Below are 14,219 nucleotides of genomic sequence, written 5' to 3'. Positions count from 1 at the left end.
GCAGAGAAAATCATAAAATTTGTAACCAGTTTTGTTTGGTATGGAGAAGACGGTGAATTGCTATCGTTTTGTCTTCTTCCCGGATTCGATAGAAAAGAAGATAGTTCTTGATTACGCATTTTCGAAAGCCTTTGGGACGAAGATACGCGTCATCTACGAGGGAAAATCGATAAGGCATAAACGAGAGGCTTTCCACGGTTTTCTCCACATTTGCCAAAAAAGAGGAAGCGGCAAGAGGCGCATCCAATTGATGAGCAAGGTAGTACACAATGTTGGTCAGATCTCGATGAAAGGATTCGGAAACGAGAACTTCATAGTGTTCCATTTTCCAAACTTTCTCTGACACTTTTCAGGGAGTCTGCAAAGGACATGGTGCGATCCTGCGCAAAATCGGCTTCACTTTGCTCAAGCAGCTGATAAAGCTCATATCTTCCCATCATCCGGTTATAAAAATCAATGCTCATTACCGCTAAATCACCGCGCCCGTTTTTTGTAATAAAAAGCGGTTCGTCAGATTCGTGACAGAAAGAAGAAATTTCATTATAGTTGTTACGTAAATCCGTACTGGTTTTGATATTGGGCATTTGGGAACCTCCTTATCTGGAAAATCTAAAGATAGTATACACTTATTTCTTTAGGAACGGCAAAAATAATCCGTCGCGAAGAGAAAAATAAGACTTCACGAAAAGCCACACAAACATTTTCCCTTTTCATCAATATTCACTATAATAAGGGCAGTGAGTCGACACGGATGGACAGAGAGGACATAAAATGAGCGAAGTGTTTATTCAAGATTTAACGGTTCGAGATGGCAATCAGTCGCTACTGGCCACGCGCATGCAGCGCGAAGACATCATTACCTTGGCGAAAGCGTTGGACAAAGTGGGCTTCCATTCGATGGAAGTTTGGGGCGGGGCAACGTTTGACTCTGCATTTCGCTTTTTGCATCAAAGTGCATGGGAGAATCTGCGCGAAATTCGTCAGGCGGCAAAGAACACCAAGCTCTCGATGCTTCTGCGTGGGCAAAACATCGTAGGCTATCGCCATTATGACAATGATACGCTGGAGCGTTTCATTCGTTTGACCATCGAAAACGGCATTGATGTCATTCGTTGCTTCGATGCCCTGAATGATACCAATAATCTCAAGAATGCGTTTCGCTTTGTCAAAAAGCATCATGGTCATCTACAAGGGGCCATCGCTTACACCGTAAGCCCGGTGCACAACAATGAGTACTACGTCAAGCTGGCGAAAGAATTTGTCGACATGGGTGCAGACTCCATCTGTATCAAGGATATGGCCGGTATCTGCACGCCGCAAAATGCCTATGAGCTGGTTTCGGCGCTGAAAAAAGCGGTGGATGTGCCCATCGATTTGCACACCCACACCACCGGCAACGCGACCGCATTGGTCATGCTGGAGGCCATGAAGGCCGGGGTGGATATTGTGGATGGCTGCATTTCTCCCTTCTCCGGCGGAACATCCCACTTGGCAGATGAGACGCTTCTCGAAGTGGCCAAGCTTGCAGGGCGCGAGGTTAACATTGATCGCGAAGCCCTCAGCGAAGCCTACGAGATTGCCGATCGTCTGGCTTCGAAATACATTGCTTCCGGGGACATGCGTGCACGCTCCCTGGTACCGAATCCCAAGATCTTGACCTATCAGGTTCCGGGCGGCATGCTCTCCAATCTTTTAAGCCAATTGGAAGGCCAGAAGCAAGGCCATCGCTTTAATGATGTTCTTAAAGAGGTGCCAAATGTGCGAAAAGATATGGGTTATCCGCCGCTGGTCACGCCGCTTTCCCAAATGGTAGGAACACAGGCCGTCATGAACGTGCTCTTCGGCGAACGCTATAAAATGGTGCCGAAGGAGATTAAAGATTATGTGCAAGGCTTTTATGGACGCTCGCCGGCTGAGAAAGACCCCGAGGTGGTGGCCAAGGTTTTGAAAGGCATCGAGCCGAAAAAGCCGACCGACCCGGATGATCTTCCGTTTATCTATGAAGACGAGAAGAAAAAACTGGAAAAAGCGTTGGGACGTGAAGCGGCCGAAGAAGAAGTTATTGCCTATATTCTGTTCCCGCAACAGGTGGAGTCTTTGCTGACCGGAGCCTGGAAAGAGGAAGAAGCTGCGGCCAAAGCCAAAGCAGAAGCGGAGGAGAAAGCCAAACAGGAAAAAGCGGCAGCGGCCGCTGCAGCAACACAGGCAGCGACGACATCGAATAGCGAATCCGTTACGCTAGAAAAAGTGGCTGTTATGGCGGTAGCCGCCCATTTGTCCTCCGGTGGCGGAGCGGAATGCTTCGAGATGTTTCTTCCCGAGGGGAAATAGGATAGAATAAAATAACAGGTAAAACAATACCGATTTCTCATCGGCAAGAACCGGTGAACATGTCGATTTAAAGCTATGCGCGAAGGAGCGCTCATTCGCTACCATTTTGCGCAAAAACTAAGGAAGGACGTATTATGAATCCATTTGGTTTAAGCGATGCCCTTTTCGTCAGCGCGTTTTCGATGCTCATTGTATTTCTCATCCTGATTTTGCTAACGGCTATTATCAGCTTGTTGAAGTATATTCCGGGCGGCGAAGAAGAAGCGCCGAAAAAGCCGGCTAAAAAAGCGCCGGCCGCTGCAAAGGCTGCCGCAAAATCGGCCTTGGACGGTCGCATGATTGCCATGCTCACAGCCTCCTGCGTGGCGCAAGAGAGAGCAAAAGGCGATGTGCGTGTTCTCTCCTGCCGTGAACTGTAAACGAAAGCTATTGCCAGAGAGCTCGAAAAGGAGATACTGATGCAGATTATTCCTCCGTCCATAGAGATTCTGGGAAATCCGGATCCCCGTCAGATGCTGCGCAATATGGAAGCGGCAGGGCGCGTTTGCTACAAAAGCGAAGCGAATATCAAAGAAAATACGGCGGGACCGTTTCTGCGCCGTTTGGTACAAAGCGGGCATGAGAGCGTGATCGAACACGAAAAGCTCAGTGTGAAAATCATCTGTGACCGCGGCGTGACGCATGAAATCGTTCGTCATCGCATTGCCAGCTACAGCCAGGAAAGCACGCGCTACTGCAATTACACCAAAGATAAGTTTGGAAACGAGCTTACCTTCATCAAACCACTGTTCTGGAATGAGGGCGACACTTGCTACACCCTATGGAAAGAACAAATGGCTTCCATTGAGAAAGGCTATTTTGCTTTGATTGAAGCCGGTGCGACACCGGAAGAAGCGCGCAGCATTTTGCCGAACAGCCTAAAAACGGAAATCGTCGTAACGATGAATATGCGGGAATGGCGCCATTTCCTGCGCCTGCGCGGCTCCAAAGCGGCGCATCCGCAAATTCGTGAGATCGTTCGCCTTCTGTTGCCGAAGTTCCGGGAGCTGTTGCCGGATCTGTTTGAGGACATTACGATAGACTAAGCGTCATCGAAAAGAAGGTAGCGCATGGCTAAGCGTGTCCACGCGGCGAAAGACGCAGGGAGCGGCTATTTGGCGCCCTAACATAGGCTAATGAATGTGGCCGGCCTTGTAAAAGGCAATGGCCAGTTGCGTGCGCCCCTGCACCTGACATTTTTCCATAATTAAACTGAGATAATTGCGGATGGTTCCTTCCGAGAAGTGAAGGGCATCCGCAATTTCTTTATTGCTTTTTCCTTCGGAGACCAAACGCACGATATTCCATTCGTCCTCCTTTAGCGCGGCAAACGGATCGTTGGCGGCTTGGTGAGGACGTTGAAGCAGGTGCGGTAATTTTTCTACAATTTCATCGCCATAGACGTGATGCCCGTTTTGCACGGCGTAGAGAGAGGGAAGAAGGGACTCCACGCCGGACTTTCGCAAATAGCCGCGTGCGCCGAGGCGAAGCGCTTCCACAATATAGTCCTCATCCAGAAACGTCGTGAGAAATAAAATCGGCGCATGGGGGTCCTGGCGCAAAATTTCTTTCGCTGCATCGAGTCCGTTCATGCCTTCCATACGAATGTCCAGAAGCAAAATGTCCGGATGGGTTTTTGCATAGAGCTCTACAGCATCCTCCCCGCTGTTTCCCGTTCCGACCACCGTAATGGCCTCGGGATAGCTTTTTGAGCCGCCTTCAATGATGAGACGAAGACTTTCGACGACAATGGGATCATCATCCACAATGACTAAATTCATACGTCCTCCTTTGGCAACGTGATAAACAGACGAAAGCCGTTTTCCACGGAGATGTTCATGGAACCGTTCAAGGCGTCTACGCGCTGTTGTAGGGAAAGCAGGCCAAGCCCATTGCCGGCTTCAGGATGTTTGACAGCTGTCGTACCGTTATCCACAAGCAATAAGCGGTAAAACGTTGGCGTCTCGCTTAAAAGAATTTCCGCTTTTGTCGCATTGGAATGGGTGGCAGTGTTTTTTAATGCCTCCTTAATGGCGGCCAGAAGCGTAAAATGGACTGCACCAGGTGGTTCGGTTTGCAGATGGATTTCTTTATAGACCGGACAGTAGGTATAGCGATCCAATAGGAGCTGAACTTCTTCGGCTAAATTCAACGATTGATCATGCAGATTGTGTACGCTGTTACGGATTTCCGTCATACTCTCCTCCAGTAATTGACGGACAGGAACAAGCAGGGATGGATCTGCGATTCGAAATTCCAACGCTTTTAACTGGAGAATGGCAGACGTCAGCTCATGCCCGACGTGGTCATGGATATCCCGCGCAATGCGCTGTCGTTCCTGAAGGATGGCATTATCCTGCAGAAGAGACTGCGATTCTTCCAGAGCGAGATAACGACGGTTGAGCACATTGGATTTCTGCGTCTCTTCATCCAGCGAATACAAGGTTTTTTCCAAGCGATGGCTGTCTTTGCGCCATGTACCGGCCACATAATTCGCATAAAAGGCGAGAACGCTGAGTAACAGCGTGTACGGCGAGACGCCACAGCAAAGAAAAACGATAAGAAAAAGCAAGATACCCGTTAAACGAATAGGGGACGAATCCGGAAGAAGAAAAAAGAGTCCCGGAAGGAAGGCCACCAGATAGGGAAGCGATCCGCTGAACAAGGTGATTAAGGACGCGGATAGAAGGAAAAGAAATGCCTTGTGCTTTTGGGATACTTTTTCCGGTGCCAAAAGCGACAACAGATAAAATAGAGCATTGCCGCTAAGAATAAACAGAATATGAAGATATGCATCCACGGATAGAGGCAACGCGGACAAAAAGAAGGTGGCAAGAACGGAGAGAAGAACGACGCCACCCCACAAATAAAATCGCTTCACGATTGCCTCCTTTGGCTGAACCTTGCCGCTTTTCCGACACATTTATTATAGCAAAGGCAAGACCGGGGATAAAAGACAACGGAAGATGACATTTGTCATGTGAGATCATGACAGAAGACTCTCGTTTTCTTCTCTTGCTCCGTTTACACTGAGAATAAAGAAAAGAAGAAAAGCAAAATAACGAAAGCGACAACCATCTGAAAAACGGCGTCAAAAGCTCAATATAAGGAGGCAATATGGAACATGTGGTAAAGGTCAACGATTTGGTCAAGCGTTACAAAGAACTGGTAGCCATTGACCATCTCAGCTTGACCGTAGATAAAGGCGAGATATTTGGCTTGTTGGGTCCGAATGGATCCGGTAAGACGACCTTGATTAACTGCATTTTAGCCTTGCTCAAATTTGACCATGGTGAGATTGAAATTTTTGGCACACCGATGTCCTCGACAAATGCATCCGTCAAAAAACAGATCGGACTGGTACCGCAGAACGTGGCGGTCTATGAAGAACTGACTGTCCAGGAGAATATTGATTATTTCTGCAGTCTCTATGTGCAGGACGAAAAGAAACGCAAAGCATTGGTAGAAGAGGCCATTCACTTTGTAGAACTGGAGGATTTTCGTCATTTTCATCCATCCAAACTTTCCGGCGGATTATTGCGACGTCTCAATTTAGCCTGCGGCATCGCGCATAAGCCGCGGCTTCTGATCTTGGATGAACCGACTGTTGCGGTGGATCCGCAATCCCGAAACCGCATTCTGGAAGGCATTCGTAAGCTGCGGGATGAGGGTGCCACGGTCATCTATACGTCACACTACATGGAAGAAATTGAACTGCTGTGCGATCGCTTGGTCATTTTGGATCACGGGAAGTCGTTAGTGGAAGGAACCAGCCGTGAAATTCTGGCGCAAACGTCGCTGAGGGAGACGGTAAAAGTGGGGGTTGCAGAACTTACCGACGCTCAACTGGCCTGGATTAGGCAAGAGCCCGCATTCGTGTCGCCTTCTTATGACGGAAAATATCTGCAACTGCAGCTTCGCACGTCTGCCATGAGCGCCATTGATCTCATCCATCGATTAGAAGAAAAAGGTATTTCTCTATTGTCCATTGAAACCGATCGACCCACCTTAAATGATGTTTTTCTGGAAATCACCGGAAAGGAGCTGCGTGATCATGCGTAAACTTTTCGCTTATCACCTGAAACAGATCATCCGCCAGCGGGAAGCGCTGATTTGGGGTTTTTCCTTGCCGGTTGTGCTCTTACTCATTTTCAGCATGGTCTTTCGTCCGACCACAAAGGAAGACCTCTCTTTGCCGGTCAGTCGTATCGGGTTGATTCAAGGACAAGAGGCGGATTTCCCGGATTTTATGGCGGATCTTGAGGCCAAGAAAGGCGTTTGGAAAAATCAAAAGTGGACAGAGGAGACGCCGGAAAAAAATGCTAAACTTCCACTCGTGTATGGCAACTTCTCCACACTCGAAGAAGCGCGAGCCGCGATGAATGCCGGCGCTATCGACGCCATCGTACTGGATGCCAAAGCCGGAAAATATGAAACGCGCATGGCGCGTTCCTATGTGCTGATGATTGTACAGCAGATATTGCGCTCGTACCAAACCAAAACCAATATGGAGGAAATTGCAAAATCTGCTGTGACAAAAGCTCCAACATCGGTGCCGGCGGTAGCGCAAGAACAAAAAGTAGAAGCGCTGGAAGTAAATCCGGATCTGCGTACAGGCGGCGTCGATCAAATGCTCAGTTTTCAGTTCGCCTGCATTGCCTACATCACCTTTTATGCGTTTTCCATGGGCAATCATCTTTTGGATAACTTGCATGCGAACCAAGGCCCACTTGGCTTGCGAGAGCAGATATCCCCATTGGAGCGTCGGAAAAGCTTTGTGCTTCATTTTGGCGCCTATCTGGTCATTTATATCGGCTTTACCCTGGTTCTCTACCTACTGCTTCGCCTCCTTGGCGCAGAAGCGGCGACGAAGACGAATATTTGGGCTCTTTTGCTTCTGCTTTTTTTGGGGCAGTGTTGTGGCATCGTGATCGGTGTTGTGGTGGCTGCCCTGTTGCCGGAAGCAAAAGGGGTCCGCCAGGCCATCGGTATCTTATTGCCCCTTTTCTTAGGCTTTTTGTCGGGCATGATGGTTTCCGGCGTACGGACGAGTGTGCAGGCTGCTGCCCCGTTATTGGATGCACTCAATCCGGTTAATATGGTGAACGACGGTTTGTATGGTCTCTATACACAGGGAGTGGGCGAGATTTATCATACGGCGATGGCGCATCTGGCTATCACCCTCGTTCTTTTTCTTGGCATCACCATCATCGCATTAAGGAGGGATCGCTATGAGAGCCTATAAGCTGTTTCTCAAAATCGCACGCCACAATAAAGGCTTTTTACTGATTACTTTCGGCATTTTTTTTGGGCTCTTTTTACTCATGGCGAGGAATCAGACCGAGGAAGCCGCTTTTGTAGAGGAAAGAAAGCCGCGGTTAGCACTGATTAATCGCAGTCAGGATGCGTTCGCCAAGAGCCTTGAAGCGTATTTGAAGAAAACAAACGAGATCGTGGACGCCGGAACGGATGAAAAAGCGTGGAACGCTTCCATTTTTCGGGACAAGGTGGACTATGTCCTGGTGATTCCTGAAACCTTCCGTTTTCCCGAGACGGGAAGCCGGCTCGACGTACAGACCTTCGTCAGTAAAAATGATACGCCGGTACAGGTATTGGATCGCCAGATTACTCTTTATGCCACGAGTTATCGCCTCTTTGACAGTCATATTCCTTCTTCCGTGCAGGGAAGTGAGCGAAGTGATTTTCTTGAGTCGTACATGACAAAAATCATGGATACGAAACTGGAGGGACAAATCGCTGTAAATGGCCACGAAAACAGTGCGCAAATTGAACTCTTCATGGGAATGCTTGGCGTCATTCTTTACGTCCTCTTAAGCGCCGGTTTTATATGTGTGGGCATGACCATTGCCCGTACAGAAGATCCGAAAATAAAGGCTCGTGAGCTGATCAGCGGCTATGACGAGGCGACCAGGACGCGACAAATTACGCTTTCGTCCTTTGTATTTATGTTTTTCCTCTGGGCGATCTTCATGCTAATCAGCCTTGCTATTGTGGGCTTTGACGTGCTCGAGACGAGACAGGCACAAGTTGGGGTTCTGACTTCTGCGGTGCACGCTCTAGCCATCAACGGACTGATCCTGTTTATCATGCAGATTTTTCGATCGGAAAATGCAGCTTCGTTCTTTAGCACCGCCTATTCATTATTGGTGGCCTTTTCCACCGGTGTTTTTGTTCCGAGCTTTCTGCTTCCGGATTTCGTCGTAAAAGCATCGCGCATATTCCCCTCCTATTGGCTGATGAACACCATTGATCATCTGACACATGTCAGTGCGGCGAAAATCGATTACGCGTTGGTAAATCGCAATCTCCTTCTACTTCTGGGTGTTGCGGTGACGACGTTCCTCTTGACCATCATTTTGCGCCGGGAACAGAGCAAAGCTCGGTAGTGGGGTATAATGGAGCAGAACGAAGGAAACGAAAGAATAAGGAGGAGCCATGGAATACAGACGCTTTGGCGATACCATCGTGTGTCGTTTGCAACGAGGAGAAGAAATTCACGAGCAGTTGGAGAAAGTGGCCAAGGCGGAAAAGGTGAAGCTGGCGGAGGTGCGCGGTATCGGCGCCATCGACGATTTTACAGTCGGTTGCTACGATGTGAACGAGCAAAAATATTATAAAAATCACTTTACGTTCCCGGCAGAAATCACTATGCTCTACGGCAATATTACGACAATGGAAGACGAATACTATGCGCACATCCATCTGACGGCGGCGGATAAAGAAGGCCATGCGTTCGGTGGACATCTGAATGAAGCGCGAATTTTTGCGACGGGGGAACTGTTTATTCGTGTTCTGGACGGCACCGTGGAACGCGAAAAGGATGAACGCATCGGATTAAATGTCTTCCGTTTTCTGGACTGAGCGCAAAGCGATGCGTGCGACTCGTCTGCCCATTACCGATCCGGCGCAGGATATTCTGCAAAAGGAAGGGACCGGATGGCATTGTGCGGAACGCCTTCTTCTTTCGGAGTATCCGTTGCTGCAAATGAGTCAATTTCCCTATACGAACCATTGCTCGCTGACGGCGTTAACATCAGTCTTTTCCTGTTTTCGCCGTCAGGGCTTTACCAAACTTCCTGCGGATCCGCAGGAAGTATTTTCCGTTGTGCAGAATTTGGCACGCTCGCGGGTGATTTATCATCCGCTCATCGGGACGTTTCCCTGGCGGTTATCGGAGCTTGCCCGTCGGACGTGGCGTTCGTTCGGCTATCCCGGAAAAGCGCATACGGTTTTTGTGCTGACTCCGCGCGAGGAACTGCAAGACCTGGTTCTTGACGAGCTGCGGGCACATCGTCCGGGCATCATCAGCTTTACGCATAAGCCCTATCACCGTCATACCGTAACTTTTTACGGCGCGGAGATTTGGACAAAAGGCGATCAACGGCGCGTCTATCTGCGTATCAACACGCACTGGTCGGTAACGCCGCAGTATGTGGATGTGGCCGGTCTCGGCACCTGGCAAGGTTCCTATGCGGCGCTTTGTCTGCTTCGGGCATAGGTCTTTACTATTGGATGCTACACGCGTTTTAAGCACTTTTGCCGTATAACGGCATTGCAGTGCTTGTTGGGGAAGGAAACCGATGATTATACACGGCTTGCAAAAGTTATCGCTTTTGGATTTTCCCGGACGGACGGCGGCAACCGTCTTCTTGGGCGGCTGCACGATGCGCTGCCCCTATTGTCATAATGCGGAAATTTGGGAGGTAAATCGGCCCGGCATCATGGACGAACAGGGCCTGTATGATTTTTTGCGCTTGCGTGAGGGCTTTCTGCAAGGCGTGTGTTTCTCCGGCGGGGAACCGCTCATGCGAGCCGATTTGGCGGAAGTGATTCGCACCGTGCGCGCCATGGGCTTTGCCATAAAACTGGACACGAATGGGTTATATCCGGACCGTCTGAAAGCACTTTTGAAGGAAGGCCTTCTCGATATGGTGGCCATGGATATTAAAAACGAGCCGGCGCGCTATGCGGAAACCGTCGGCCTTTCTCATGTTGACATGGAGCGGATTGCTGCGAGTGTGGATCTTTTATTGGATGCGGATATCCGTGTGGAATTTCGCACCACGGTGACCACGCGTTTTCATGATTTACATTCTTTTCAGGTGATCGGAGAGTGGCTCGCCGGTGCCCATTTTTATGCTTTACAGCCGTTTCGCGTGTCGGAGTTTGTGCCGGATACTACACTCGGCACGCCGAGCCGGGAAACGCTCGACACGTACGCGGCTCTCTTGCGACGAACGGTTAAACAAGTCGAAATCCGCGCCTGATCACAGGCGCTTTTTTTGTGATTCAAGAAGAATTCGCTGCTAAATTCCTACTCTTTTAGTAAGCATATATGGTAGATGAGAAATATTTTAATACTATATATTGTGCAATTTCATGTATCGTGTTACACTATCCTTACGTTATTCGGTAAAGAGGGCAAAACCGTAGTTGCCCTGTTTTTTTATCCCGTGCGCGATCGGCGCAAGGAAAAAGGAGGAAGCCATGATCACCGTAAAGAAACGCGATGGGTCGTATGTTGCCTATCGCATCCAGAAAATTCAGGACGCCATGAAAAAGGCTTTCCTTTCTACTGCGACGCCCGTCTCAGACGACATTCTGGAGCTTTTAGCGCTGCGTGCGACAGCGGATGCGAGCAAACATGCGCAGGATAACATTCTTGAGGTTGAAGCGATTCAAGACAGCGTCGAGCGCGTGCTCTCCAATAGCGGGTATCCCGACGTTGCGAAGGCCTATATTCTGTATCGCCAACAGCACGAAAAGCTACGCCGCGTAAACGATACGCTCCTTGACTACAAAAAGCTGGTGAATGATTATCTGAAAATCAATGACTGGCGCGTGAAAGAAAATTCGACCGTCACATATTCCGTTGGTGGCCTCATTCTTTCCAACTCCGGAGCCATCACGGCAAATTACTGGCTCTCCGAGGTGTACGATAAGGAAATTGCGGAGGCGCATAAGTCGGCGGCCATTCACATTCACGATCTCTCGATGCTCACCGGCTATTGTGCAGGTTGGAGTCTAAAGCAGCTGATCGACGAAGGCCTCGGCGGTGTGCCGGGAAAGATCACCTCGTCGCCGGCAAAGCATCTGTCGACGCTTTGCAACCAGATGGTGAACTTCTTGGGCATTATGCAAAATGAATGGGCCGGGGCTCAGGCGTTCTCGTCGTTTGATACCTATTTGGCGCCTTTCGTGAAGGTCGATCATTTGGATTTGTACGAAGTGAAGCAGTGCATACAGTCTTTTGTATATGGCGTGAATACGCCGAGCCGCTGGGGCACGCAGGCGCCGTTTTCCAACATTACGCTGGACTGGCGCGTTCCCGCGGATTTGAAAGATATGCCGGCGGTTGTGGGCGGAAAAACCATGGACTTTACCTACGGCGACTGCCAGGAAGAAGTGGATCTTGTGAATCGCGCCTTCCTCGAAGTGATGCTCGAAGGCGATGCCAATGGACGCGGATTCCAGTATCCGATTCCGACGTACTCGATTACGCGCGATTTCGACTGGTCGCCAACCACGAACAACAAGCTGCTGTTTGAGATGACGGCAAAATACGGAACTCCCTATTTTTCCAACTATGTAAACTCCGACATGGATCCGTCGGATGTGCGCAGCATGTGCTGTCGCTTACGCTTGGATCTGCGTGAGCTGCGAAAGAAAGCCGGCGGCTTCTTTGGCTCCGGCGAATCCACGGGCTCGGTTGGCGTGGTCACGATCAACCTGCCGCGCATCGCGTATTTGGCGAAAGATGAAGCCGATTTTTATAAGCGTTTGGATTATCTGATGGATCTTTCCGCGCGCTCCCTGAAACTCAAACGCGACGTCATCACCAAGCTGTTGGATGCCGGCCTTTATCCCTATACGAAACGCTATCTGGGTACGTTTACCAATCATTTTTCGACTATCGGCCTGATCGGTATGAACGAAGTCGGCCTGAACGCTACCTGGCTCGGAAAAGATATGCGCGATGCCAAGACGCGTCAATTTGCCAAGGAAGTGCTGCTGCACATGCGCGAACGCTTGAGCGATTATCAGGAAGAATACGGCGACCTTTACAATCTGGAAGCGACACCGGCAGAATCGACCACCTATCGCTTCGCCAAGCACGATAAGGAAGATTTCCTCGATATCAAGACGGCAAACGAAAACGGTACGCCGTATTACACGAATTCCTCACATCTTCCGGTGGGGGCCACCGATGACGTGTTTGAGGCGTTAAAAGCGCAAGACGAATTGCAAACGCTGTATACTTCCGGCACGGTGTTCCATACCTTTTTAGGAGAAAAGCTCCCGGATTGGGAAAGTGCCATGGCATTGGTGCGCGCGATTGCACAGAATTTCCATCTGCCGTATTACACCATTTCTCCGACGTATTCCGTATGTCCGAATCACGGCTATTTGCCCGGCGAAGAACACGTTTGCCCGCATTGTGGCGAAGAAGCGGAAGTCTACAGCCGCATTACCGGCTACTATCGTCCGGTGCGCAACTGGAACGATGGCAAACAGCAGGAGTACGAGGATCGTCGGGTGTATCATCCGACGGCGGATGGCATCGATGATTCTTGCACTTTGTGTTAAATTCCAGTAAGATGGAGCCGCTGAAAAGTAAGTCGGAACATCGCGAAGAGAACCCTATTCGAGGAAAGTCCGTGCACCACAGAGCAGAATGCCGGATAACGTCCGGTGGAGGCGACTCTAAGGATAGTGCAACAGAAAGAAACCGCCAGAAATGGTAAGGATGGAAAGGCGAGGTAAGAGCTCACCGGCAACCTGGAGACAGGTTGGCCCTGTAAACCCCATTCGGTGCAAGATCAGAGCCAACAGGCAGTTGCTCGCTGCGGCTCGATGAATCGCTAGAGCGTTCTGGTAACAGGACGACGAGACAGATGATGTTCAGAAACAGAACACGGCTTATGGATTTGCTTTTCGGAAATAAAATGATGCGGGGCCTTCGGGTCCCGCGATTTTTGTGTGTGACGTGCAACGGTGCTTGGTAAGAAGGAGTTTTGCACGCGATTTGTTTAGGAGGATGTATGGTCGGATTGGGAACGCTCATCAATACGGCCGCCGTCATTGTCGGTGGTCTGGTGGGAATGGTTACGAGAAGTATATTTAAGCAACAGCAACAGGAAGCGGTCATTAAAAGCTGCGGCGTGAGCGTCCTATTTATGGCTATGGCAAGCGCTATGCAGGGTATGTTGCGGCTTGAAAACGGTCATCTTATCGCCGGTCGGACGCTCTTCGTCGTGATTGTACTGGCCATCGGGACGGTCGTCGGCGAAATACTGGATTTGGAACAGCGACTTATTTCCTTCGGCGAATGGCTGAAAAAGCGCTCCGGAAACGAAAAGGACTCGCGCTTTGTCGAGGCTTTCGTGACCACCTCCCTCTCTGTGTGCATCGGCGCTATGGCCGTAGTCGGTGCCTTGCAGGATGGCGCGAACCATGATATTTCCACCCTTGTCGTTAAGTCCGTGTTGGACTTTCTCCTCGTTTTAGCCATGACCGCCTCTCTTGGCCCGGGGGCGATCTTTTCAGCCGTCATCGTCTTTTTCTTTGAGGGGTCACTGACGATTCTGGCGACGTGGATTGCACCGGTCTTAACCGAAGCGGCGCTCATCGACCTTTCCCTCATGGGTGCCATCCTCATTTTTTGTATCGGCATAAACCTTGTTTGGGGCAAAATGCTTCGTGTTGCGAATATGTTACCTGCACTCGTCTTTGCCGTGCTTGTCTCGTATCTTCCTTTTTAAGGCGCTTTCATGATGCGGATGCTATGGGCGTGCTATTCTTCGTTCGATAGTATTTCCGCCACGATG

15 protein-coding genes and 1 other RNA gene are annotated in these 14,219 nt (G+C 49.8%); 12 read left to right on the top strand and 4 right to left on the bottom strand.

All coding sequences use genetic code 11. The features are described from left to right. Positions 1 to 10: 10 nt before the first annotated feature. Together FXY30_RS06590 and FXY30_RS06585 are read right to left on the bottom strand one after the other, a co-directional pair. Positions 11 to 325 (bottom strand): type II toxin-antitoxin system RelE/ParE family toxin, encoded by a 315-nt coding sequence (locus FXY30_RS06590; protein ID WP_071705862.1) that lies wholly within the window; start codon positions 323 to 325, stop codon positions 11 to 13. Beyond that, the gene (locus FXY30_RS06585) at positions 312 to 584 is read right to left on the bottom strand and encodes a type II toxin-antitoxin system Phd/YefM family antitoxin (protein WP_071705861.1); all 273 of its coding nucleotides are present in this window, start codon (positions 582 to 584) and stop codon (positions 312 to 314) included. The genes FXY30_RS06590 and FXY30_RS06585 overlap by 14 nt, the downstream gene beginning before the upstream one ends. A 187-nt stretch (positions 585 to 771) precedes the next feature. Between FXY30_RS06585 and FXY30_RS06580 the strand changes: the two genes are divergently transcribed. From FXY30_RS06580 to thyX, 3 genes are all read left to right on the top strand, one after another. After that, positions 772 to 2,331 carry a pyruvate carboxylase subunit B gene (locus FXY30_RS06580; protein WP_071705860.1) on the top strand — a complete coding sequence of 520 codons (1,560 nt, stop codon included), beginning with the start codon at positions 772 to 774 and terminating at the stop codon, positions 2,329 to 2,331. A 134-nt stretch (positions 2,332 to 2,465) separates the two neighbouring features. Next, positions 2,466 to 2,750: an OadG family transporter subunit gene (locus tag FXY30_RS06575; RefSeq protein WP_071705859.1), complete on the top strand. Its 285-nt coding sequence runs from the start codon at positions 2,466 to 2,468 to the stop codon at positions 2,748 to 2,750. A gap of 39 nt (positions 2,751 to 2,789) precedes the next feature. Continuing rightward, entirely contained in the window at positions 2,790 to 3,416 is a 627-nt protein-coding gene (gene thyX, locus FXY30_RS06570) for an FAD-dependent thymidylate synthase (RefSeq protein WP_071705858.1), read from the top strand. Between the two features lie 87 nt (positions 3,417 to 3,503). On the opposite strand, the gene FXY30_RS06565 is transcribed toward thyX, so the two are convergent. Further along, positions 3,504 to 4,151: a response regulator transcription factor gene (locus FXY30_RS06565; RefSeq protein WP_071705857.1), complete on the bottom strand. Its 648-nt coding sequence runs from the start codon at positions 4,149 to 4,151 to the stop codon at positions 3,504 to 3,506. Beyond that, positions 4,148 to 5,251 (bottom strand): sensor histidine kinase, encoded by a 1,104-nt coding sequence (locus tag FXY30_RS06560; protein WP_157885044.1) that lies wholly within the window; start codon positions 5,249 to 5,251, stop codon positions 4,148 to 4,150. Before FXY30_RS06560 ends, FXY30_RS06565 begins: the two co-directional genes overlap by 4 nt. Positions 5,252 to 5,487: 236 nt before the next feature. On the opposite strand from FXY30_RS06560, the gene FXY30_RS06555 reads away from it, so the two are divergent. The 9 genes from FXY30_RS06555 (at position 5,488) to FXY30_RS06515 (ending at position 14,153) form a co-directional block, all read left to right on the top strand. Next, complete coding sequence (locus FXY30_RS06555; RefSeq protein WP_071705856.1) at positions 5,488 to 6,432, top strand: ABC transporter ATP-binding protein; 945 nt, start codon at positions 5,488 to 5,490, stop codon at positions 6,430 to 6,432. After that, complete coding sequence (locus FXY30_RS06550) at positions 6,425 to 7,615, top strand: ABC transporter permease (protein ID WP_071705855.1); 1,191 nt, start codon at positions 6,425 to 6,427, stop codon at positions 7,613 to 7,615. Before FXY30_RS06555 ends, FXY30_RS06550 begins: the two co-directional genes overlap by 8 nt. Then, positions 7,602 to 8,777: an ABC transporter permease gene (locus FXY30_RS06545; protein WP_071705854.1), complete on the top strand. Its 1,176-nt coding sequence runs from the start codon at positions 7,602 to 7,604 to the stop codon at positions 8,775 to 8,777. Before FXY30_RS06550 ends, FXY30_RS06545 begins: the two co-directional genes overlap by 14 nt. A 49-nt stretch (positions 8,778 to 8,826) precedes the next feature. Continuing rightward, on the top strand, positions 8,827 to 9,252 hold the full coding sequence (locus FXY30_RS06540; protein WP_071705853.1) for a PPC domain-containing DNA-binding protein: 426 nt from the start codon (positions 8,827 to 8,829) through the stop codon (positions 9,250 to 9,252). 10 nt (positions 9,253 to 9,262) lie between these two features. Beyond that, positions 9,263 to 9,889, top strand: a complete 627-nt coding sequence (locus FXY30_RS06535; protein ID WP_147659392.1) for a hypothetical protein — start codon at positions 9,263 to 9,265, stop codon at positions 9,887 to 9,889. Between the two features lie 82 nt (positions 9,890 to 9,971). Continuing rightward, positions 9,972 to 10,658, top strand: coding sequence for an anaerobic ribonucleoside-triphosphate reductase activating protein (locus FXY30_RS06530; RefSeq protein ID WP_071705851.1), 687 nt, complete (start codon positions 9,972 to 9,974; stop codon positions 10,656 to 10,658). Positions 10,659 to 10,878: 220 nt separating this feature from the next. Beyond that, positions 10,879 to 12,978, top strand: coding sequence for a ribonucleoside triphosphate reductase (locus tag FXY30_RS06525; protein ID WP_083428265.1), 2,100 nt, complete (start codon positions 10,879 to 10,881; stop codon positions 12,976 to 12,978). 24 nt (positions 12,979 to 13,002) lie between these two features. Beyond that, positions 13,003 to 13,330: RNase P RNA component class A (rnpB, locus tag FXY30_RS06520), an RNA gene on the top strand. 103 nt (positions 13,331 to 13,433) lie between these two features. Next, positions 13,434 to 14,153 carry a DUF554 domain-containing protein gene (locus FXY30_RS06515; protein ID WP_071705850.1) on the top strand — a complete coding sequence of 240 codons (720 nt, stop codon included), beginning with the start codon at positions 13,434 to 13,436 and terminating at the stop codon, positions 14,151 to 14,153. Positions 14,154 to 14,219 lie beyond the last annotated feature (66 nt).

The sequence above is a fragment of the Murdochiella vaginalis genome, assembly GCF_902381775.1.
Lineage (GTDB): Bacteria > Bacillota > Clostridia > Tissierellales > Peptoniphilaceae > Murdochiella > Murdochiella vaginalis.
The sequence above is the reverse complement of the archived record's forward strand: the minus strand, read 5'-3'. Positions and strand labels throughout refer to the sequence as shown.